This is a genomic window from Staphylococcus sp. Ze2 (assembly GCF_048568365.1).
Lineage (GTDB): Bacteria > Bacillota > Bacilli > Staphylococcales > Staphylococcaceae > Staphylococcus > Staphylococcus xylosus.
Genome location: NZ_CP183486.1, coordinates 25,016 through 48,632 on the forward strand (window position 1 = coordinate 25,016; position 23,617 = coordinate 48,632).

Below are 23,617 nucleotides of genomic sequence, written 5' to 3' on the forward strand. Positions count from 1 at the left end.
GTAAGTAAACTATATAGCAGTTGATTAATCTGTTCAATATATAAATTAGATGATATCATTCTAATTATTAGAACGATTTGGAATAGGAGTTATTAACTATGGAAATAAAACAATTAAAATATTTTATAGAAGTAGCTAAAAGAGAGCACTTGTCAGAAGCTGCACTTGAATTAGACATTGCACAATCTGCCATCAGTCGACAAATCACGCAACTCGAAAAAGAATTACAAGTTACATTATTTAAAAGAGAAGGACGTAATATTCACCTTACCGATGAAGGTAAGCATTTGTTTACAGAAGCGACTAAGATTATCGATCAACTCGATGAAACTATACGCTTATTTCACAATCAATCTGAGTCAAACCACTTCATCATTCGTATAGGTTATGTTGAAAGCTATATTTCTCAAGTACTAACTTTATTAATTCAAGCCTTTGAAAACAAAAGTGATTCAGTAGTTGAACCCATTCTAATGGAAGAAAGTGATATACTAAACGCTTTACTCACAGATCAAATCGATCTCGCTTTTACAGAGTTAACACATAATCTTAAACAAAACGCTTCATTAAAGATTAACCCTTTATTCGAAGAAAATTTTCATATCTATGTTCCAAAAGATGATCCCATTACCATGGCAACTAACCCGCCGTTAATACAATTTTCAAATAAAATGATTTACAAGCTCTATCCCTTGCCTCCAAACATCGAACAAACATTGAAAAAGGTAGTAGAAACACCAATACGTATAGTTACTCATACACAGCTCGCACAATATTTACTAAGTAAAGAACGAGGCTACATCATCGCACCCTCATACCACCTTCTAGACAAAAATCCACAAAAATGGGTCGATATTTCACTAGAACACACAGAGCTAAGACGTACGATTTGTAGTGTTGTTCGCCAAGATAATCGTAAAAACGATTTACAATTAATGCTTACAACTATAGAGCAATTATTAAGCCGTAGTGCGACTTATCATTAATACGAACTCAATACTACAGCCTATAAATCTTTGAATTCAACAAAACTGGGGCGTATAATCACATTGTCTAAAAATAGAGAGGATTGAGTCACCTTGAATTCAGCTAAAAAAATATTGAAACGCCCTTTTAATTGGGTTGTCTTTGCTTTTTGCATCATATTTTTAGGAGTTTTTATTTTCACTTTCATGAATGCTAAATTTTATGATATACCCATAGGTCAAATTACTAATATTGAAAATAAATCTACGTCCCAAATTACAGATGAACATCATAACAAAGATACGAAATATAAAGAACAGTTAACAATTAAGATACTTAACGGAAAATACGAAGGTAAAACGACCACCATTCATAATCAATACATTGAGTCACAAGCAGACAGTTTAGCATATTCAACTAATGACAAAGTTTTGCTACATATTGACGATAAGCTAAATAGTGCATATATCACTGAAAAGAAACGCGATAGCTTAATCGTCGCCATTACAGGTTTATTTCTATTAACTGTATTGCTAGTGGGTAGAAAAATCGGTCTACAATCGATTTTATCGTTAGTGATTAATACACTGGTCGTCGTCTTAGCCATTTACATTCATAACCAAAACCCTAACATCAGTTTATTCGGTTTAATGAGTATCGGTATTTTCATTTCAACGATATTAACTTTAATCTTGGTTACAGGATGGCAATGGAGAACACTGATTACAATCGTCAGTACGTTACTCGGTACATTCATCTGCGTCGGTATTACACAATTAGTTATACATTTTACTGATGGTTCAGGTATAAAGTTTGAAACAATGAGCTTTTTAACGTTGCCACCTAAAGAAGTATTCCTCGCTTCTGTATTAATTGGTACCTTAGGTGCTGTAATGGATGTCGCGATAACTATCGCAAGTGGTATGGCCGAAATTTTGCGCCGTACACCAGACATCAGTATGACGCGTTGGGCATTAGCTGGGCGCAATATCGGGCAAGATATCATGGGCACTATGACTAATATCTTACTCTTTTCATATCTATCAGGTAGTTTACCCATGCTACTGATATACTTAAAAAATGCTAATACTATTACATATACTATTTCTATGAATTGGTCACTTGAAATTTCCCGGGCAATCACAGGGGGTATTGGCATCGTACTAACAATTCCAATTACAATCTTATTAATGCAACTATGGTTTAGAATGAGAGGTGCTAACCAATGAGCGCAATTACAATTTTAGGTCTAATATTGCTGGTATTAATGCTTATCTTCGGTGGTAAAAAAGGACTCATCTCTTATATGACTCTGTTCTTGAACTTTGTCATCCTAGTAATCGCAATTGTCATCATTATATTTGGTGCACCGATTTATCTAGTCACTCTTATATTCTGTATTATTATCGCAGCTTGTAACTTATTTATGTTGAATAGTTATAACACTAAAACCAAAGCAGCATTTTATGCGACGATTTTAACTACAGTAATATTAATCTTGGCAATTTATTTTTCTGTTTCAATTGGTGATATACAAGGCTTTACGACAGAAGAACAAGACGAAACTTATATCTTTTCGATGAACATTGGAATCGACATGGTCAAATTCATGGTCTTTACAATTGTGTTGGCAGTCATTGCAGCCGTGATTGATTTGGCGATTACGATAAGTTCTCCAATATGCGAATTAAATGAAACCAATCCTGAATTAACTCAGAAAGAACTATTCCATTCTGGCATGCGTGTTGGTAGAGAGATATTAGCAACTTCAGCAAACACCATTTACTTAGCTTATTTCGGTGGTCAACTGACATTATTTTTCTGGTTCTTCAAACTTAATTATTCATTTGGCCACATAATTAATTCGAAAATTTTCGCCCAAGAATTTATTTCAATTCTTTTGGGTGGTATTGCTGTAGCCATTAGTATTCCAATTACAGCTTGGTTAACTGCCATCTTGATAAAAAGACAAAAAACATCAACCACACAAAACAACTAACAATCATAATTTGAACCTATCGCGATTAGAACATGTACTTGTATCTAGTCTCGATAGGTTTTTAATATATTCAATCTTTCAACTTGTATCTCACATCAAGTCTTATTCGCAAACATTAGACATTAAGAACGTCTATTCAATTTATTCAATTCACCACTAAAATATGCATTTTCCCCATGAACAACATAGTCTAGACCTTGTTCTTCTTCAACTTTATCCGCAGCAAGCTCGCTAAACAGCCCAATTACTTTTGCAATAATATATGTAACTAATCCACTAAATATAATTGTTACGATTACTGCCAATATTTGAACCATTACCGCTTGTATATTGCCACCAAACAGCAAACCATTTGAAACACCATCATTAACTTTTTGTGATTGGAATACGCCCGTTAATACCGCACCGATAACACCACCGATACCATGGATTCCAAATGCATCTAATGCATCATTATATTTTAATTTCACCTTGATATAATTAATCGCAAAATAGCAACATACGCCACCTATTAACGCAATTAATATAGCACTTGTATAATCAACAAACCCTGCTGCGGGTGTAATTGCTACTAAACCTGCTAGCATACCAGACAACATACCGATTAAACTCGTCGTCTTTTTCATCCAATATTCGATAATCGACCAACCTAACGATCCTGCACTCGCCGCTAACACAGTATTAATAAATGATGTCATTGCGATATGATCAAATGTTAACGCACTCCCTACATTAAACCCATACCAACCAATCCATACGAATATACCACCTATTAATGAAATAATAAGGTTATGTGGTGGTCGTTTATCAAAATTTTTCCCTGCACCTATCATCACCGCTAACACTAGTCCCGAAACACCAGAAGTGATATGTACTACTGTCCCGCCAGCATAATCTATCGCACCAAGTTGATCAATCCAACCGCCGCCCCACACCCAATGCGCTACAGGGCTATATACCAATATCACCCATAAAAACACAAAAATAAGATATGGTATAAACTTCATTTTTTCGGCAATTGAACCAGACAATATCGATACTGCAATTGTACAAAACATCATTTGGAATAACATAAATAACCCTAGTGGTACATGCGGTGAAATTTCCGATTGAGTATTAAATCCAACATGCTGTAATCCCAAATATGTAAAGTCGCCTAAGATTGCATTTCCAGAACCGAAACTCAAACTAAAACCAAGTATTACCCATGCAAACGTCACGACTACAATAGCAGACATACTTTGCATCACTGTGTTCAAAACATTTTTGGACTGTACCAACCCTCCATAAAATAGGCTCAATCCTGGTGTCATTAACCATACTAATAAAGTACAAAGAAATAAAAATAATGTATCATTCATATTCATACTGCTCACTCCTTTGTAGAAGATCATACCCGCTAACAAATTAGAGCGCAAAAATGCGTCATATAAAGTAACACACTGTGTTAAGTTATATGACGCACACATTTATTTTTTATAAATTACGTTTCAAAACATATACTGGACGCCCTTCTAATTGCGAGGTTCCTACGTTTTGATAGCAACATTGTTGGTATAATTTTTGAGCTATTTCATTATCGGTATTTACTGTCAAATAGATTTCATTAACATCAGGAAAATATTGTCTTAAATAGCTTGGCAGCGATTGAATGACTTGTTTGCCATAACCATAGCCTCGATAATTCGAATCAATGCTAAATGATCTGAAAAATATTGCACTTTTATTGTTTGCATAAGGCGCAACACCCTGCCCTTCATGCAATGTAAAGAAGCCAACGCATTCCTTGTCACCATTATATACCAAGGTTGGATGACGTTCTTCATCTTTAGTAGCAAGATCAATATTTTCTTCAGGAGTTTTTGTAAACTTTCTATCTTCTGCTGTGATATTGAACTGTTTTATATCTGAAATAAGCGCATCTTCATAAGGTACAATATTAATAGTTGCATATTGTTTTGGTTGTGCATCAATCCAAGTTAAAACTGCTGGCGCTATTTTGTGACGTTCTGATTTATGTATCCATTGCATATCTGTAATTTCCTGAGCTGGTACAATCGAATCCCAATTGATATTTACTGTAGTACAATAGCAGTTCAGCTCTGTTTGCATATTTTTCTGAGGATATGCTTCGCCGACGACCGTTTGAAGATAGACAAAAGAGGACTCTGGTAAATCAATTTGTAATTCTTCTTGTACTTCTCTTTTTAGCGCTTCTCTATGTGATTCATTCGCATCTATCTTACCACCAGCGAAATAATACTTTTCCCTATTTCTAGCTTGAACAAGTAATAAATAATCATTAGATTCAACTACTAAACAAACACATTTAATCATTTTTGCACCACTCCATCCCTATATATTAACAATCGCACTATTTTTATATGAGCATTGCTTATGTTATCATATTTCAATATTGTATACATCTTATATTTCAAACAACATTAGACACTAATATATCAATCGTAAGTTTATAAAGTGATATAATATTAAAATAAGATATACATTTTTAAATTGGAGGGTATAACAGAATGGCTAAGAAAACAAAAATCAATCGCATTTCAAATACAGTTAATTTTGTAGGCATTGCAGTAGAAGGTTTTAATTGGTATGCCTATCAGTCAAAAAACAAAAAACTAATATATGCTAGCATGGCAATTACAAGCGTGGGTGCAGTTTTAGATTTTTATACCGCTTTAAAATCACCACGTAAATTCGCAAAAATATTTTCGACTTTTACACTTGCAAGCACGCTAATCACAACAGCGAAGCGTGTTAAATCTATACGTAAAGAGAACGCATAATAGCACAGTACCCTTTCAACTAAGATATCATAACTTCAATCTCGCAAGTCGTATATCATTCTAATTTATGATAAAAACTCATATAAAAAGCTCGTATTACAGTACGAAATGTGTAACTGCAATACGAGCTTTTTGCTTTATTTAGTGAATATATTTATATGATTTAACTTGTGATGCTGGAATCGTTCTATAAGTAACTGTACCAGGCGCAGCAGAATAATTCATTTCAGATACGGTAATACTACCGTTCGAATTTACTGATTCTACAAAAGCAACGTGACCGTAATAACCTAAATCCGACTGCAAGATAGAACCTACTGTAGCATTATAATCTACAGTGTAACCATCAGCTGCAGCACCAGTGTCCCAATTATTGGCATTCCACCAATAAGTACTGATACCTTTACCAATTTGTGCACGCTTATTAAATACATGCCAAGTACATTGTCCCCAATCATATAGATTAGAATGGTTAAATACAGGTGTGTAATATCCCGATGACCCTGTAGAGCCCGTTGAACCAGAACCCCCGGTTGATGCACTACCTGATACTTTCAATTTTTGACCAGGATAAATATTAAAGTTTGTTAGACCATTTAAACTCATGATTTTTTGATATGTAGTGCCATATCTTGCAGCTATCGCTGATAATGAGTCGCCACTCTTAACTGTGTAAGTTGTTGTACTTCCACTACTTGTGTTTCCTGAAGTATTCGAACCCCCAGTTGATGCAGTACCTGACACTTTCAATTTTTGGCCAGGATAAATATTAAAATTCGACAAACCATTTAAGCTCATGATTTTTTGGTAAGTTGTTCCATATCTCGCAGCTATATCAGATAGTGTATCACCTGATTTCACTGTGTATGTCGTTCCAGTTGTTGTGTTTGAAGACGTGTTTGAACTTGATGTCCCTGACACCTTCAATGATTGGTTTGGAAAGATCACATTTGAACTTAAATTATTCAATGACTTTAATTTGTCCACTGAAGTATTAAATTTATTCGCTATTGACCACAATGAGTCACCACTCTTAACTTTATAAGTTGTAGCGGCATCCGCGTTAGTTGATGAAACTGCTGCTAAGGCGCTTGTGCCTATTACAGTAGCAATAATTTTTTTACGCACTTATGTAAACCTCCTACTATATATATCTATTACACTTCGTGTCTATACTCACTCTCTTATTATACATTGTAAAAACGTACATTAGTATATTATTTATATGACATTATGATTACAAACGAGCACGTAAAAATATAAAGACTGTAATATACAACTTATTTATGACCGTTCAAACGTTAATATATTTACATTATCAATACCAAAATAGTTATCTAATATCGCTAAATAATTATCATTTGTCACAGGTTGCTTCACTTTCCTACCACGGTCTGTAATAGTTAAATGGGAATTAGACAATGTTATACGACCATCATCAGTTGCTTTACTTACTATTAATTTTTTCACAAATATAGAATTAGGATTGTATTGATTATACTTTATACCCTCTTCAAAATCCGAAATATTTTTAGGTGCATCTATCGCTCGATATTGTATTTGCCATCCATCATCTTTATACTTACACATCTCAATCGTTTGTGTATCTATATAGGTAGCTCTGAAATACCCATTGATATCAGTAATGACTTCTTGGTAATTCGATAAAGGCATAGCCTCTTTAGGTACATCTGCGTATCCAACATCTACTAAATAGTTTTGTTGATTCACCTTTACCTTGAGCGCCATATGAGAACTTGCCATCGCCCAACCATCCCCCGTATTAATCGTTGCAGATATCATATCTACATTAAACCCTTTTTCAACTAAATAATTTTTGAAAAAACGATTTTGTTCATAACAAAAACCACCACGATGTTCTTGAATAATTTTGTAAAGCATAGAGTCATCATTTAATGCTATGTCTTGCTTATTTTGGACGTTTATATTTTCAAAAGGAACATGCGAAACATATTGATGAATATAATGATTTAATGATAATAAATCATTTCGATTATATTTTTCTGTATCAATTTCTAAATAATTCTCTAATTGACTAAAATCTGTCATCTCAATTCCTCCTCAGATATACTTTTCAACAGTACGCATACATTTTAATCTAAGAACATTATTTAAAACAATTTTTTAGATTTTCAAAAAATGGCTTAATTCGTGATTTTTACAATAGTAAATACAGGGTATAACAGTATACACAGGTCATGATAAGTTTGACATTAATCCGATATACCGATAATGTGTACTTTCGATACTTTTTAAATAACATCAGAAATCAACATAACTGTATACGTTCTTAAGTTTTTTATTATCAACGCATAACTAACTATTGAAAATTCTGATTTTTCTAACATTATAAAATAACATATCTAGGAGGTAATCATTTGGCTAAAGATCAAGAACAACAAACAAATCAACAAGATTTACGTATACGAAGTAAAGTAATTAGTGAAGGTGTCAGTAGAACGCCAAATCGCGCTTATTTACGAGCGCTCGGTTTCGAGGACGAAGATTTTCAAAAACCTATGATTGGGGTTGCAAGTACTTGGAGTGAAGTTACACCATGTAATATGCATATTGATGGTCTAGCACGTGCATCTAAACAAGGCATCAGTGAAGCAGGTGGTTCTCCTTTAATTTTCAATACTATTACAGTTTCAGACGGTATATCAATGGGGACAGACGGTATGCGCTTTTCATTACCAAGTCGTGAAATAATTGCAGATTCCATAGAAACAGTTGTTAGTGCCGAAAACCTTGATGGCGTTGTGGCTATAGGTGGCTGTGATAAGAACATGCCTGGTTGTATGATTGGAATCGCTCGTTTGAATTTACCTGCCGTATTCGTTTATGGTGGGACGATTTTACCCGGAAAATTAGATGGCAAAGATTTAGATGCCGTATCTGCATTTGAAGGCGTAGGACAGTATAATAATGGAGAAATCGATAAAGAGGCTTTACATAAAGTAGAGTGTTCTGCATGTCCAGGTGCTGGCGCTTGTGGTGGTATGTTTACAGCTAACACGATGTCATCAGCAATTGAAGCAATGGGTATGAGTTTACCAGGTAGTGCTTCACATCCTGCTGTTTCTACGAATAAAGCAAAAGATAGCAGGGCAGCAGGAAAAGCAGTTTATAAATTATTAGAAAAAGGTATTTATCCAAAAGACATCATGACTAAAGAAGCCTTTGAAAACGCAATTACTGTTGTAATGGCATTAGGTGGTTCAACAAATGCTATTTTACACCTACTTGCGATTGCACATACCATCGAAGTAGATTTAACACTAGATGATTTTGAGAGAATCCGTAAGCGTGTACCTCATATTGCCGATCTGAGACCAAGTGGTAAGTATGTAATGGCACACCTTGACGAAGTAGGTGGTATTCCTGCTGTGATGAAACTTCTTCATGACAAAGGATTAATCCATGGTGATTGCTTAACTGTAACAGGTCATACAGTAGCTGAGAATTTAGTTGACCAACCAGACCTAACTGATAATAAAGAAATTATAAATTTCGAAGAACCTAAACACGCAACTGGTCCCCTTGTTATTTTAAAAGGTAACTTAGCTCCTGAAGGGGCTGTAGCTAAAATCTCTGGTCTTAGCGTTACTTATATCAAAGGCCCTGCACGCGTCTTTGATTCAGAAGCGAAAGCCACTAAAGCTATACTAAATGATGAAATCAAACCTGGAGATGTCGTAGTTATTCGCTATGCAGGACCTAAAGGCGCACCAGGTATGCCTGAAATGTTGTCTGCATCCTCTATCCTTGTAGGAAAAGGGCTAGGAGAATCAGTAGCATTACTTACAGATGGTAGATTTTCTGGTGGTTCACATGGACTAGTTATAGGTCATGCTGCACCAGAATCTCAAGTCGGTGGACCGATGGCACTCTTAGAAGAAAACGATACAATTACCATTGATGCAGAAAAACTTGAAATTAGTTTCGACGTTTCCGAAGAAGAGCTTGAACGTCGCTATCAAAATTGGGAAGTTCCACCTCTAAAAGCAACAAAAGGAACACTCGCTAAGTATGCTAAACTTGTGTCTTCAGCATCAAAAGGCGCAATTACTGACTAAAAGCAATCATAATAAAGAGCAAAAAGCCTTATTACACAGTATTTTCCAATACATTGTAATAAGGCTTTTTTATATAAAGTGCATTTATTCACAAAAATACACTTTAGAATTCACAATTGTTTATTTAATTTATTTTTTAGTCATTAACGAATGATTTTTCGCAACTTAGGGAATACCGAACAAAATTGAACGCAATTGTATTATATTAAACTTAACAAAACAAAGCGAGGTGAGATACATGAGCTTTATCATTGATATCATCAAAAAAATCGTTGGTTTATTCAAAGGTGAATAATTTCTAGAAATTATTCGAGGCCGAGACATTCAATTGTCTCGGTCTCTTTTATTATTTTCTTTCTTCTTGATTATATATGATTTGTCTGTTTTCATACATTTCTCCATTCACATTTTAATATTCCCATTTTTATGGCATCAAAATATTGTCCATTTACACTTCTTGCTTACCTTATCCTTGCTTCTTCTCGCATACCTACTTTTTGAGCAAGCTTGATTATACTTTCATTACCTGACCACGTAGATATACCTAATCTATGAACAAAATCTTTTTTAAATAAGTAATCAATCCATAATTGAAATACCTCTGTTCCTATTCCACTTTCCCAATAATCACTATTGTAAATAACGATACCTATTTCTAACCAATTGGTATTTTTATCTATCCAATATGAACCAACAGTACCTATGAAGTTATTATCTACCATAATCGCTAAAGTACTTTCTACATTTGGATAGATATAACGATTTACTTCTAATTCTTTAGTAAATGATACCTTATCTATTGCTGGCTCCTTAATATATGGCGCATTCCATTTTTTCGCCTTTTTCTCAAGATCTTCATACTTTCAATAATACCAATCATCTATAATCTTTCCATTAAGCGGTTCTAAAGTTCCTTTTAAAAATTGTATCACTCTACCCCTCCTAACTATTATGAGTTAGTATACTCTAATCTATGTAATGCATAAAAATAAAAAAGGAACCAGGCCTAAATCAATAATTACAAATTGATTTTAATGCCTCGTTCCTCTTGATTATAGTAATTGGTAAAATCATGTTATACCATTATTTTACTCTTTAAAAAAATAACGCTTTAATCACACGAAATAATGAACCTAATAAATCAAATAAATCTCCAGTCATAATCATTACCTCCCTTATTATAATTCAATTTTTATTTAAGCATCAAATTGCTCGTTACGAACTAAATCTTCTGCTAAATTGTGCCAAAACTGTTGTAACTCCTCAGTAGGATGATTTGAGTCAGTAGAATCTTGACCAACAAAATCTACATGGTCCCAACCGTGTTTAATTGGAGTCACTTGCCATACACCTTTTTTCACTTCGTCCGTAGCTTCTATAAAGGCTTGATTAAATGGATGTTGTGATGAAATAGTAGAGACTAAGCCGTCATTTTCACGCCATTCTTTTTCTGCAGCTTTGCCAATTACATTACCCGTTACAGTAAATGGTAGGAACAAATTAACATCGGATTTTTGATTGCCAAACAAAGTAGGTCTTGTTGATTCTCCAGTGTATGTTTTATAGACAATGTTAGGGTTTAACGATGTGTTTTTATTTAATTTAGCAGCACCTTCCCTAGTCAAATCATAAAATCCGTTGTCTTCTGTTTTCCATAATCCGCTATTTTGAACGCGTTGTACGTATTGAGCGTACGTTTCTCCTTCTCTCTGTTTAAGACCCCACTGGCCAAAACCAAAATCTACTTTTGAGTTTTTATTACCTTTGAATTTGGCGTAATCAAATCCTAATTGTCTAACTATCGCCTCATTACCTAATGCATCTGCAGCATGTGTACCATTATGAGGCGTACCAATAGTAGTAATTGAATTCACCATATTATCGTTATTGCCTTGGAATAGTGGAGAAATCTCACCGCCATGTTCTTTTTGATATTCTATTTCTTCTTGATTACCGTTACGCAATAATTCTTCAAGTTGTCTCACTGTTTGTCCACCCATACTATGAGCCACTAAGTGAACTTTTTTACCTGGTTGCCAATCTTTATATACACCTTCATATGTTTTACCATAACGTTCATGACCGTACTTCTCAGCATGGGCTGCACCATAATCTACCGTGCCACCCTTAATATAGTAATAAAGCTCAACGGCACGATCGTAGTTACTACTTAATGCACCAACGCTCGCTTCGTATGTTTCATAACCATTACTTTCTAAATCTTGGCGGATATTCAATTTATCTCCACCCCAATAATGAGCTAATACCGCTGGATTAATATCATCAGTAAAGCCATTGAAACCATGCACTAAAATGATAGGATCTTGGTTTTTATACTGTCCTTGTTTTGCAGCTTTATTAGGTTGTTCATTCGCTTTTTCTACATTTTGTTGCGTTTGGTTCTTCGGCGTTGCTACAGCATTTTCTTTCAACGTATTTAATGCTTTGTCAGGATTACTGTCATCATCTTGTTCAGAATCGTGGTTTGCAGTTTGATTCGGTAATTTATCGAAAGATGTGCTCTCTTTTATATTATTATCATTTTTAACACGCTCATTTAATGCGGGCTGACTGTTTTCTAGCATTTTATTTTGATTAGCATCTTTATGATCTACATGATTTTCTTGTTCTTTATCTGTTGCGTTATATTCCGGATCTACTTCTGACTGATCTTGTTCTTTCGCTTTATCTTTTGCGTTATATTCTGGATCTACTTCTGACTGATCTTGTTCTTTCGCTTTATCTTTTGCGTTATATTCTGGATCTACTTCTGACTGATCTTGTTCTTTCGCTTTATCTTTTGCATTAAATTCTGGATCTACTTCTGAATGGTCTTGCTCTTTATCTTTATCTTTTGCGTTATATTCTGGATCTACTTCTGACTGATCTTGTTCTTTCGCTTTATCTTTTGCGTTATATTCTGGATCTACTTCTGACTGATCTTGTTCTTTCGCTTTATCTTTTGCGTTATATTCTGGATCTACTTCTGACTGGTCTTGCTCTTTCACTTTATCTTTTGCGTTATATTCTGGATCTACTTCTGCTTGGTCTTGCTCTTTATCTTTATCTGCTTCATTAAATTCCGGATCTACTTTATCTGTTGAGTCGTTAACTTTAGTATTCGTATCTTGTTGATCTTTATGTAAGCTAGTATGAGTTGCTTGATTGTCTTTTTCATCATTCACTTGTGTTTTATCATCATTAACCGGTGTATTTGTATTGTCATTCACTAAATTTTGATGTTCATCATCTCCCAAATGATTCCCACTTTGTACTTGTGTGTCCACTTCACTTTGATTATTTTCTTCAGCAGCTTTTACAGTCTCTACATTCAAAAATAATAACGAGCCAATTAAAATTGAAGAAGCGCCGACAGCAAATTTACGTATACTATACTTATTTCGTTTATTCTCCATATACAACACCTCTAAATTTTCTTGATTTTTAAAACACAATTTAACTAAAAGGAAAAACTAGATGAAAAAGTTAATGATAAAACGCGGTAATAGTTCAAAAAATTTACCTATAAAAGCTTTCATACCACTCACCCCTTCCCAAAGAAAGCGCTTACATTCATTGAGAAAAATTTTATTTATCAAAAGAATTTTCAGTAAATTATTAAAAAATATCTATAATTAACAACTAAAAACTTTCAATAAATAATTTAATTAGATTCTACTAAAAAAACTACTTCTAGTCAATAACCGATTACAACTAAATTACGCACAATTAAAAAATTCTCGCAGCGTTTAGCAACGAGAATTTTTAATGCTATATAAGTTGCACTATGAATATCAACACGATAACTACTGGTAAAATAAATTTAATTAAGTAGTACCATGGCATAAATAATTTAAATCTATCTTTTCCAAAATGTATTTTTAAGTCATTTTTATCTAATAATTGACCAACTACAAGCGTAGTTCCTAAAGCACCTAATGGCATTAAAATATTTGATACTAAAAAGTCCATATTATCAAATATTGTTCCAGCACCAAATTGAATACCACTTAAGCTACTAAATGATAAAGTGGCCGGTATACTAATAATAAATACTAAAATACTTGCATACATTGCTATAGACTTACGTTTTGAATTATCATTTTTAGTGAAGTTCGATACATTTAACTCAAGTAATGAAATCGATGATGTCAGTGCAGCAAATAAAAATAGAATTAAAAAGATAAAATAAAAACCTTGTCCATAAGCCATTTGATCAAATACTTGTGGTAATACTTTAAATAATAACCCAGGTCCTTCAGTTGGACTATATCCAAAAGCTGCAATAGCAGGAAATATTGCTAAACCTGCTAAAATAGATACCAAAATATTCATTCCTACGATTGAAACGGCAGATGTCTTAATCGTCATTTCTTTTGAAGCATAACTCGCATAAGTAATCATTCCAGTTGTACCTAGGGATAAGGTGAAAAATGACTGACCTAGCGCGAATAACACACCTTCCATAGAAATATCTGCTAACCTAGGTTGTAAGATATATTTCAAACCTTCCAATGAGCCTTCTAAAGAAAGTGATTTAACCACGATGACAATTAGAAATACAAATAATAGTGGCATCATAAATTTAGAAGCTTTTTCTAACCCTTTTTCTACTCCCATCATTACAATAACCATAGTTAATAAGATAAAAATACCTTGTCCCATTATCGTTAACCATGGGTTTCCTATAATTGATTCAAACTTTATACTTCCTAATGTACTATCACTAAAAGTTACTATTTGGAAAGCAACATTTAAGATATAGATAATAATCCAACCACCTATAACACTGTAAAAACCAAATAATATAAATACTGCTAAGTTACCATTCCATCCAATAATATTCAGCCATTTTTTCTTAGTTAATTTTTCATAAATTTTAGTCGTATATGTTTTCCCCATTTTTCCGACTGTAAATTCCATCATAAGTAACGGCAAACCAACGAATATGGTAAACACTAAAAACATTAGTAAAAATGCGCCGCCGCCGTATATCCCAGCCATATACGGAAACTTCCACATGGCACCTAACCCTATTGCGGAACCAGCACTTGCTAAAATAAATCCTGTTGAGGATTTCCACTGTGATTGTTTATTCATAATTCTACATCCTTTATATTTTACAAAACTTTATTGCGTTAAAGCGTTTGAGTGACATAGCATCTACTATACCATTTTTCCGCCTTTGGCTCAATATGTATTTTCAGCGATCAAAGCAAAAAACTTGTTACTACAACCATTAATTAACTTAAAAATTTTCGAATATTTCATGACTTTTCCTACATGCAATACTTTAAATATTAAAAATTATCTGACATTTCATTGAATATACCGTTTTTTTATGTTAAAGTAGCATGTGTTTTGTGCAAGATAATCTCCTTGAAATTGAGGTATATAAAATGAATAAACTTATTCTAATTTCTGGTCTAATGTTATTCTCATTTTTCTTTGGCGCCGGAAATTTAATATTTCCACCTATGTTAGGTTACACAGCTCAAGAAAATATGTGGATTTCAATGACTGGATTTGCTATTACCGGTATATTACTACCTTACTTAACAGTTATTGTAGTTGCCTATATGAACGGTGGCGTAGAGAGCATCGGTAACAGAGTCCATCCGATATTCGGTACGGTCTTTGCAATCTGTATTTATTTATCAATCGGTGCATTATACGGTATTCCTCGTGCTGCTAACGTTGCCTACGAAATTGGAACAAATCATATATTACCCGTACATAACCATTTCACTTTAATTATATTTTCATTAATATTTTTCTTCATTGTTTATATTATTGCTTTATATCCAAGCCGTATTATAGATAATTTAGGTAAATACTTAACACCAATTTTAATAATTATTATCGCAATTTTATGTATATTGGTAATTATTAATCCAGAGGGTTCTATTGGGCAAGCGAGTGGTGAATATGCTCAAACACCATTAGTATCAGGTATTCTACAAGGATACTTTACGATGGATTTAGTAGCTGCCCTAGCATTTTCGGTAGTAATCGTCCAAATGTTTAAATTAAATGGTATTGATAATCAAAAGACACTCGTCAAGCACGTGATTAAAGCAGGTTTAATATCAGCGATTTTGCTGCTCGTTATTTATTTTGCACTTGCTTACGTCGGAGCTACAACAAGTCATTCTGGATTTAAAGATGGTACAGGTATTTTAACGTTCAATTCTTTACGTGTATTTGGATCTATTGGTAATTTATTATTCGGTATCATCGTGATTTTAGCATGTTTAACTACATGTATTGGGTTAGTCAACGCCTGTGCCGCATTTGCTATGAAGAAATTACCAAAAGTATCTTATAAAAAATTCGTATTGGTATTCTCTTTACTTGGTTTTATAGTTTCAACGCTAGGTTTAGAGCTTATTTTAAAAATCGCTGTTCCATTGTTAACGTTTATTTATCCAACATCAATTGTATTAGTGCTTATTTCTTTAGTTAGCATTTTCATTCCATTTGAAATGAGATTTGCTTTTATCTTACCGACTATCGTTACACTAGTTATCTCAGTATTACAAATACTCAATGACTTCAACTTGGTTAAATCACTTAATGCGTTATATCAAAAATTACCATTAGCAGATATTCAATTAAGTTGGTTACTTCCATTTATAATTTTACTTGTTGTTGGTTTAATTATTGATCTTTTAAAAAGAAATACTGAAAAGCCATCATAATTTTGAAAGCTTTTAACCGTTAAAAATACCAGATGTTAAGTAAACGAGGAATTGTATAACATGAGTAACAGTATTTAGACTTTTTTAATACTTGTGTTATAACTGAAAAATTAAAGTGAGCGAAGATATGAAATCATGTTATTGAATTCATATCTTCGCTCACTATTTTTATATGTTATTTGAGGATAATATCTATTGAATTTGTTACGATAGTTAGTAAGCAATTAAAGCAATATTCCATATAAATAAAAAGAATGGAGTTTTAATATGAATGAATTTAACGATTTTTTAGAGTCTATTGATAATGCATCTCACAAAGAGAAAATGGAAGCCCTTTTCATGTGGATTTCAGAAACATTTCCAAACCTTGAAACTACAGTAAAATGGAATCAACCAATGTACACAGATCACGGTACTTTTATCATTGCGTTTAGTAAATCAAAAGCACATTTCTCAGTAGCACCTGAACCAAAGGCATTAGCTGAATTCACTCAAAAAGTAAAAGACGCTGGTTACTCACAGACAACTAATTTATTTCGCATAAAATGGGACCAAGATATCGACTACGTGTTATTAAAAGAAATTATCCAATACAACATCGATGATAAGGCTGATTGCGCAACATTTTGGCGAACGTAACCCAAATATTTTTGGCATAAAAAAAGAGCGCCCCTGACTTCATGAAATGGGCTCTCTTTTTACTTTAGTACAAAAGTTTTATACCTCTTGCTTACTGAGGCTATTTTTTATTTTCTGGTGTTTGACTATTGTCGTCATTACGCTTATCTTTGATTTGATTTGGATCATCTTCAATAGCTACTCCGTCGTTCATCATTTCGCTTTGTTCTAAAGACGTATCTTCATTTGTTTTTTCGTTTTGCTCAAAGGCATATGTTTTCTTTTGATTTGAAACATTTTCAAGCATCTTAGTTAAATTAAACCCAGTCATTTGGTTTAAACCTTCTTCGGCATTGGCCATTTGGGCAATAATACTATTTGATATTGAATTGATACCTTCACCATTTCCACCATCTAAAATACGAATATTTTCAACATTTGATAATGGTTCAGCCAATGCTCTAGCAAATTCAGGCATTGTTTTAATCATCAATTCAGCCAACATAACATCTTTATTCTCAGCAAGTGCATTCGCTCTTTCTCTTAAACCGTCAGCTTTAGCTTTCTCTTGTTCTCTAATAACTTCCGCTTCTGCTTTACCTTCTTTGAGTCGCGCTTCATAAGCGGCTTCAGCTTGCTTAATCTTAATTGCTGCATCTGTTTCTGATTGTTGACGACGCACGTCATCTTTTTGACGTTGAATATGTACATCATTCTCACGTTCCATCTGTATCAAATGTAACTCATTTTCTTTTTCGCTACGTTGAACGTTTAATTGTTTTTCTTTGATTTCTAAAGCTCTAGATTCTTTTTCTAACTGCCCTGAAGCTTCTGCTTGAGCTTGTGCTTTATTTGTTTCACTTAAAATGGCTTGTTCTTTTAAATCTTTTTCTCTACGTGAATCTGCAACATTCATTTGACGAGATATTTTTTCTTTCTCAGTTAATTCAGTATTCTCAGCAATCTTCATTTCAGTTTCGCGAGAGGCATCACTTTCCGCAATGTCAGCCTTTTTCTTAATTTTAGCAATTTCAGGTTTACCTAAATTTTCTAGGTAGCCTTCGTTATCACTAATATCCGATAACCCTAATGACGTAATAGTAAAACCCATATTGTTGAGTTGTTCTTGAGCAACTTCAGTTACTTTATTATTAAACGCTTCTCTGTCTGAATTGATTTCCTCTACTGTCATTTTAGATAATATCGCTCGTAAGTTGGTGTTTAACACTTGTGATATTTCTTCAGATACTTCATCTTTCGATTTACCTAAGAATTGTTCAGCATATTTAACAATACCTTGTAATTGATCCGCAACTTTAACTGTAGCAACTGCTTCAGCTTCTATGCCAACACCAGCTTTAGTCCAAACAACAGGTGTTTTAATTTCTAGTTGAAAAGATTTCAATGATATACGTGTTGATGATTGGAACATTTTCATTCTATAACCGCCACCACGCACCACTCTCATATGACGTCCTTCATCATCTTGATAAACATTAGATTCAGTTCTTGGATTACCAATGTTTGGTCCAGTAATAATTAAAGCCTCGTTGGATGGTACCGTTTTAAATCTTGCTTTCATATAAAGATACCAAACTAAACTACCAAATAGTATCAGACCTATGATAGTAGCAATACCGATTAATACTAATAGATTCATGTTACTCGTCTCCTAATTTTTTATATTTCGATAAATTCTATGTAAGAACTCCATATATTACTTTATTATAAATATAAGTATAAGTATATATTTATAATAAATAATCTTTAAATCTATTCAAAAATTATCTGATTTTTATTTAATTACATATTAATATCAAAACAATAAAAATGAGTTTGAGATATTTCACATTTTAATCTTCAACATAGTATTCGCATTCGTTTGGAATTCATAATCAACTTTTACTTCTTCTATTTTATAACCTAACTCAGACAAATACTTTATTATATCGTCTAGCTTCTCATAACGTTCGCCTTTCAAATTAACAATTGGAAAAACACGTATTTCTTTTTTAGTTACTCTTAACATTTCATTTATAGTTTGTTTATGAAAATGATAATCAAAGTGATCAGCATACATAAATAAAAAATGCGCAGATAATAAAACATCAAATTCATTATTTTTGTATGGTATTTTGGGTAATGAGGCTACTTTGTATGATTCAGGATAATATTTCATATCATAAATACAATCTGTTAATGCTTGCATTCTATACCTCTCCAAGTGGTTTATATTTTCAAAATAACTCCAACGATAATTTGATTTTGATAATTGCATCTTCTCAATTGCGTGCTTTAAATCATCTTTCCCCTTATTGTATAATTCTGCAACACTAAAAGCATATGCAATATCACAAGACTCTATATTCAAACCTTTTTTTCTTCCTATTGCTGTAAATGAACATGCACCAGCAGGGCAATCTAATATTTTTCTACCTTCTAAATCTGCCAAGTTTAAATCAAACATACGCAAATACTCTTCAAATGTTCGACCAATAAAAATAACTCGCTCAATTTCTAGTTCAGCACTTTTTAGTTCTTCATTCATTTATATTCCCCCTTGCAACTGTTATACATAAAATTTCATCATCTATAACGTCCATTTAATTAAGGTAGATGCATAAGCTAAACCACCTCCAAATCCAACTAGTAATACTAAATCACCTTTTTTAAGTTTTTGCTCTTTGACCGCTAGATCGATGGCCAATGGAATTGTGGCAGAGGACGTATTACCATAGTATTGAAGGCTTTTTAATGCTTTGTCCCTTTCTATACCAGATCTATCACATATAGATTCAATCATTCTAGCGTTCGCACTATGTGGTACAAACCAATCTAAATCTGCTTTCGTATAATTGGCTTTACTCAAAGTCTGCTCAATAATTCTCGGTACATTACCTACTGCCCATTTGTATACACCGCGCCCATTTTGAACAATAAATCCTGGATTTTCTAACGCTTCGTCAAACATTGTTCCCGATAATTCCGAGCAATATAAATTATGGCCTTTTTTGCCATCTGATCCGGCATCACTTGCTATAAAACTCGTTTCATCTTCATTGTATTCTACTAAAAATGCACCTGCCCCATCTCCGAACAATATGCATGTGCCTCGATCTTTGTAGTCTGTAATCTTAGATAAGGTTTCTGCTCCTATAACTAGAACTTTCTTATTTTGACCTGAAGTTATGAGACCATTTGCAATATTAAGACCATAAGTAAAACCAGCACAAGCCGCATTAATATCTATTGCACCTGCATTTTCTAACTCTAATTTAGCTTGTACATAAGATGCGACACTTGGCGTTTTATAATCAGCTGTTAATGTTGCATTAACAATCATATCAACATCACTTAAATCGACTTGATATTTCTCTTGTAAATCCAACACTGCTTTATAACTAATATCGCTTGTATATTCATCTTCTTTTGAAATTCTTCTCTCTACAATTCCAGTTCTTTGTTGTATCCATTCATCTGACGTATCTACTATATTTTCAAAATCATGATTATCCATTATCTTTTCTGGAACATATGAACCTTGTGCAGTAATTTTGGCAAATGACTTCATCTAATTATTCCCCTTTGACTATTATAATTATTTAATTTTAGATTTTTATATTATTCATGCTACTATTTTCACGAATAGATTTAAATGATATTTTTAAATATATGTGTAATAATTCAAATAAAAATATCATCAAATAACTTGCTTGATATTGCACTCTCAGGTTTATTGTTGAATTACATTTAAAGGAGGTTTTGTAAAATGGGAAAATTTAATAGTTTAAATGACAAAGTAGTAGTAATTGCAGGCGGCGCAAAAAATCTGGGTGGATTATTAAGCAAGACTTATGCTGAACATGGAGCCAAATTAGTAATTCATCATCATGATGAACATTCTTTGAATGAAGCTCAAGAGACACTTGCCAAAGTTGAAGCACTGGGTGGTCAAGGTACATTATTTTCTGGTGATCTAACCCAAGTGAAGAATGTTGAATCCTTATTCCAGCACGCTCAAAATACTTTTGGAAAAATCGATATTGCCATTAACACAGTAGGCAAAGTGCTGAAAAAGCCTATGGCCGATACGACAGAAGAAGAATTTGATAACATGGCAGATATTAACGCAAAATCAGCTTATTTCTTTATAAAATACGCTGAAAAAGCTATGAATGACAACGGTAAAATCATCACGCTGACAACTGCTTTACTCGCCGCTTATACAGGTCTTTACGCTACGTATGCAGGAGGAAAATCACCCGTAGAACATTATACACGTGCAGCCTCCAAAGAATACATGGATAGAGGTATTTCTGTTAATGCTGTTGCTCCTGGGCCAATGGATACACCTTTCTTCTATCCACAAGAAAGTGAAGAAGCGGTTGCTTTTCACAAATCACAAGCGCTTCACAACCAATTGACAAATATTGAAGACATTGCACCCATTATTACTTTCTTAACTACTGATGGTTGGTGGATTAATGGACAAACATTATTCGCAAATGGCGGATACACTACACGTTAATGTAAATAAAAAATTTAGGAGGTTATTGAATTATGTATTACTTTGTAGCTATATTGAAAGATAATGAAACAGAAATACAAATCATTTCAGAAGAAAGCATTATAGACGACAAGCGCGTTACAATTCCTAACGAAAATTACGTGAATGCTTTGGCAGAAGAAATCATAGAATTATCTCATCAAAACCAGTTGTATCATAACGATATTAAACGCATCGGTTTATGTACCAATGAATATAAAGTAGTCGGATATGACACGACAGAAGCATTACAAAAAGATTTAGCATCCACATTTGGTTTTGAAGCTATAATCGACAATAACTATGAACATCTATTAGCAAAACTTATTAAATAGTACAAAGATTTAACTTCAAATGAAACGTTCTATAAAATAACTACAAAACGGGACATTCACAAGCACTTTAGTATATCTAAATTCGCATGCTTTATGTTCCTCAGTTATATCTTTTAAAAAGGCAGGAATATGTACTTAATGCTTGAGTTGTACTACCTACCTGCCTTTCTATTTTAGGAGGAAAATATATGCAAGTTAAAAAAGCAGCTGAACAATTAGACATGAGTGAACACACGCTTCGCTATTATGATAAGGCAGGACTGTTCCCATTTGTTTCAAGAAATCAAAACGGTTATAGAGATTTTTCAGAAGAAGATTTATATTGGATTGAATTTATAAAATGTATGAGACAGACACATATGCCTGTCTCAAAGTTAAAGGAAATTGCTGAATTGTATCATCAAGGAAGCGCTACAAAACAAAAGCGCAAGCAAATATTTTTAGATCATCAACAAAATTTAATAGAACAAAAAAGAATTATTGATGAAGGCCTGCAAACATTGGCAGAGAAGTTCAAAATATTAGAAAGTGAATAAACTCAAGCATAGAAGGAGCTATATATTATAGTGCTATGTTTTAACAAAAATTATTGAATTGCAACTATCTTCTTACGTTAGTTAATGTTGGATTATATTATTAATAGTCTTCAAAAAATGCAATAATATCTTGTTCAACTTCAATATGACCTTCACCATGTGTCATCAAATGCTTAGACATCTTATACCCTCGAACTTCTTTATGTTCATGTTGAATTTGATTATAGATATAGTCGGCGCTCGTTTTATATGACACATCATCCCGTTCACCATACTTAATAGCAATCGGAGCCGTGATACGGTCTAAATTTGACATAACATTTTCAACTAATAATTGAAATTTTTGGAGTTCTGGGCCATAGTTATGAATTTGTTTTAACTGAGTATCAATTTCTACTTGATCTAGACCTAGCAAGTGCCCTATACGTTGACCATAATCTTCAAGCCTTCCTCCTAGTCCAGCATCACTCTTTCTGTATGGTGTTGACATGACAGCTATAGCATTAATGTCATGCTGCTCTGCCAATTTCAATGATAATATACCACCTAATGATACCCCACAGACATTTATTTTTGAATAACCTTTATCTTGTAAAAATTGATAACCCTCAATCGCATCATTCAACCAGTCATCTACATCATAATCCATCAATGTGTCTAACATCAGACCATGACCTTTATATGGTGGCACATAACATGTAAAACCAGCTTTGTTTAATTTTGTGGCTAATAACTTTACATCTCGAACCGTTCCTGTAAATGAATGTAGTAATAATATAGCTTTTTCTGCTTTATGCTGTTCCAAAAATATTGGATTTGGTGCCTTTATGTTTATCATCTATTGTCACTCCAAGTTTTAGTTTCCTACTGTATTGTAATTGAAATTTACTCATCTCTCAAAGTAATCCGTTTAAGCACCTATATTTTTCACTAAAACACAAACTCCCTTTAATACGACATATTGTCATGTCGTTGTATTAAAGGGAGTTTACATTTAAATATTTACATACTT

Annotated in this window: 21 protein-coding genes; 10 read left to right on the plus strand and 11 right to left on the minus strand. The window is 33.3% G+C overall.

The window, feature by feature from the left end:
• Positions 1-98: 98 nt before the first annotated feature.
• The 3 genes from gltC to ACM591_RS00100 all read left to right on the plus strand — a co-directional run bounded on the left by gltC (position 99) and on the right by ACM591_RS00100 (position 2,965).
• Positions 99-986: a glutamate biosynthesis transcriptional regulator GltC gene (gene gltC, locus ACM591_RS00090; protein WP_326026950.1), complete on the plus strand. Its 888-nt coding sequence runs from the start codon at positions 99-101 to the stop codon at positions 984-986.
• A 93-nt stretch (positions 987-1,079) separates the two neighbouring features.
• Positions 1,080-2,195 (plus strand): YibE/F family protein, encoded by a 1,116-nt coding sequence (locus ACM591_RS00095; RefSeq protein ID WP_029376838.1) that lies wholly within the window; start codon positions 1,080-1,082, stop codon positions 2,193-2,195.
• Complete coding sequence (locus ACM591_RS00100; protein ID WP_029376839.1) at positions 2,192-2,965, plus strand: YibE/F family protein; 774 nt, start codon at positions 2,192-2,194, stop codon at positions 2,963-2,965. The genes ACM591_RS00095 and ACM591_RS00100 overlap by 4 nt, the downstream gene beginning before the upstream one ends.
• A 122-nt stretch (positions 2,966-3,087) precedes the next feature.
• Here ACM591_RS00100 and ACM591_RS00105 read toward each other — a convergent pair whose 3' ends face one another.
• Both ACM591_RS00105 and ACM591_RS00110 read right to left on the minus strand, forming a co-directional pair.
• On the minus strand, positions 3,088-4,332 hold the full coding sequence (locus ACM591_RS00105) for an ammonium transporter (RefSeq protein ID WP_029376840.1): 1,245 nt from the start codon (positions 4,330-4,332) through the stop codon (positions 3,088-3,090).
• Between the two features lie 109 nt (positions 4,333-4,441).
• The gene (locus ACM591_RS00110; RefSeq protein WP_029376841.1) at positions 4,442-5,302 is read right to left on the minus strand and encodes a GNAT family N-acetyltransferase; all 861 of its coding nucleotides are present in this window, start codon (positions 5,300-5,302) and stop codon (positions 4,442-4,444) included.
• A gap of 194 nt (positions 5,303-5,496) precedes the next feature.
• Here ACM591_RS00110 and ACM591_RS00115 point away from each other — a divergent pair, with 194 nt between their 5' ends.
• Entirely contained in the window at positions 5,497-5,769 is a 273-nt protein-coding gene (locus ACM591_RS00115) for a hypothetical protein (RefSeq protein ID WP_029376842.1), read from the plus strand.
• 141 nt (positions 5,770-5,910) lie between these two features.
• On the opposite strand, the gene ACM591_RS00120 is transcribed toward ACM591_RS00115, so the two are convergent.
• A complete protein-coding gene (locus ACM591_RS00120; protein WP_029376843.1) occupies positions 5,911-6,897 on the minus strand; it encodes a LysM peptidoglycan-binding domain-containing protein in 987 nt (328 codons plus the stop codon).
• Between the two features lie 156 nt (positions 6,898-7,053).
• Positions 7,054-7,839, minus strand: a complete 786-nt coding sequence (locus ACM591_RS00125) for an arylamine N-acetyltransferase family protein (protein WP_038679644.1) — start codon at positions 7,837-7,839, stop codon at positions 7,054-7,056.
• Between the two features lie 329 nt (positions 7,840-8,168).
• On the opposite strand from ACM591_RS00125, the gene ilvD reads away from it, so the two are divergent.
• On the plus strand, positions 8,169-9,869 hold the full coding sequence (gene ilvD / locus ACM591_RS00130; RefSeq protein ID WP_038679642.1) for a dihydroxy-acid dehydratase: 1,701 nt from the start codon (positions 8,169-8,171) through the stop codon (positions 9,867-9,869).
• Between the two features lie 461 nt (positions 9,870-10,330).
• Here the strand turns inward: ilvD and ACM591_RS00135 are convergent, their stop codons facing one another.
• From ACM591_RS00135 to ACM591_RS00145, 3 genes are all read right to left on the minus strand, one after another.
• Positions 10,331-10,684, minus strand: coding sequence for a GNAT family protein (locus ACM591_RS00135; RefSeq protein ID WP_318651845.1), 354 nt, complete (start codon positions 10,682-10,684; stop codon positions 10,331-10,333).
• A gap of 381 nt (positions 10,685-11,065) precedes the next feature.
• Positions 11,066-13,285, minus strand: coding sequence for a YSIRK-targeted triacylglycerol lipase (gene lip, locus ACM591_RS00140; RefSeq protein WP_418354395.1), 2,220 nt, complete (start codon positions 13,283-13,285; stop codon positions 11,066-11,068).
• Between the two features lie 355 nt (positions 13,286-13,640).
• On the minus strand, positions 13,641-14,972 hold the full coding sequence (locus ACM591_RS00145; protein WP_172606480.1) for a sodium-dependent transporter: 1,332 nt from the start codon (positions 14,970-14,972) through the stop codon (positions 13,641-13,643).
• Positions 14,973-15,268: 296 nt separating this feature from the next.
• On the opposite strand from ACM591_RS00145, the gene brnQ reads away from it, so the two are divergent.
• Together brnQ and ACM591_RS00155 are read left to right on the plus strand one after the other, a co-directional pair.
• Entirely contained in the window at positions 15,269-16,570 is a 1,302-nt protein-coding gene (gene brnQ / locus ACM591_RS00150) for a branched-chain amino acid transport system II carrier protein (protein ID WP_029376847.1), read from the plus strand.
• 267 nt (positions 16,571-16,837) lie between these two features.
• Complete coding sequence (locus ACM591_RS00155) at positions 16,838-17,209, plus strand: iron chaperone (RefSeq protein WP_029376848.1); 372 nt, start codon at positions 16,838-16,840, stop codon at positions 17,207-17,209.
• A 100-nt stretch (positions 17,210-17,309) separates the two neighbouring features.
• Here ACM591_RS00155 and ACM591_RS00160 read toward each other — a convergent pair whose 3' ends face one another.
• The 3 genes from ACM591_RS00160 to ACM591_RS00170 form a co-directional block, all read right to left on the minus strand.
• Positions 17,310-18,848 (minus strand): flotillin family protein, encoded by a 1,539-nt coding sequence (locus ACM591_RS00160; protein WP_326026952.1) that lies wholly within the window; start codon positions 18,846-18,848, stop codon positions 17,310-17,312.
• Positions 18,849-19,034: 186 nt separating this feature from the next.
• Positions 19,035-19,736, minus strand: a complete 702-nt coding sequence (locus tag ACM591_RS00165) for an SAM-dependent methyltransferase (protein WP_038679634.1) — start codon at positions 19,734-19,736, stop codon at positions 19,035-19,037.
• A gap of 42 nt (positions 19,737-19,778) precedes the next feature.
• The gene (locus ACM591_RS00170; protein WP_232164433.1) at positions 19,779-20,759 is read right to left on the minus strand and encodes a ketoacyl-ACP synthase III; all 981 of its coding nucleotides are present in this window, start codon (positions 20,757-20,759) and stop codon (positions 19,779-19,781) included.
• 198 nt (positions 20,760-20,957) lie between these two features.
• Between ACM591_RS00170 and ACM591_RS00175 the strand changes: the two genes are divergently transcribed.
• The 3 genes from ACM591_RS00175 (at position 20,958) to ACM591_RS00185 (ending at position 22,605) form a co-directional block, all read left to right on the plus strand.
• Positions 20,958-21,716, plus strand: a complete 759-nt coding sequence (locus tag ACM591_RS00175) for an SDR family oxidoreductase (protein WP_326026251.1) — start codon at positions 20,958-20,960, stop codon at positions 21,714-21,716.
• A gap of 32 nt (positions 21,717-21,748) precedes the next feature.
• Positions 21,749-22,069, plus strand: a complete 321-nt coding sequence (locus ACM591_RS00180; RefSeq protein ID WP_029376853.1) for a hypothetical protein — start codon at positions 21,749-21,751, stop codon at positions 22,067-22,069.
• Between the two features lie 188 nt (positions 22,070-22,257).
• Positions 22,258-22,605 carry a MerR family transcriptional regulator gene (locus ACM591_RS00185; protein WP_029376854.1) on the plus strand — a complete coding sequence of 116 codons (348 nt, stop codon included), beginning with the start codon at positions 22,258-22,260 and terminating at the stop codon, positions 22,603-22,605.
• Between the two features lie 100 nt (positions 22,606-22,705).
• Here the strand turns inward: ACM591_RS00185 and ACM591_RS00190 are convergent, their stop codons facing one another.
• The gene (locus ACM591_RS00190) at positions 22,706-23,443 is read right to left on the minus strand and encodes an alpha/beta hydrolase (protein ID WP_029376855.1); all 738 of its coding nucleotides are present in this window, start codon (positions 23,441-23,443) and stop codon (positions 22,706-22,708) included.
• Positions 23,444-23,617 lie beyond the last annotated feature (174 nt).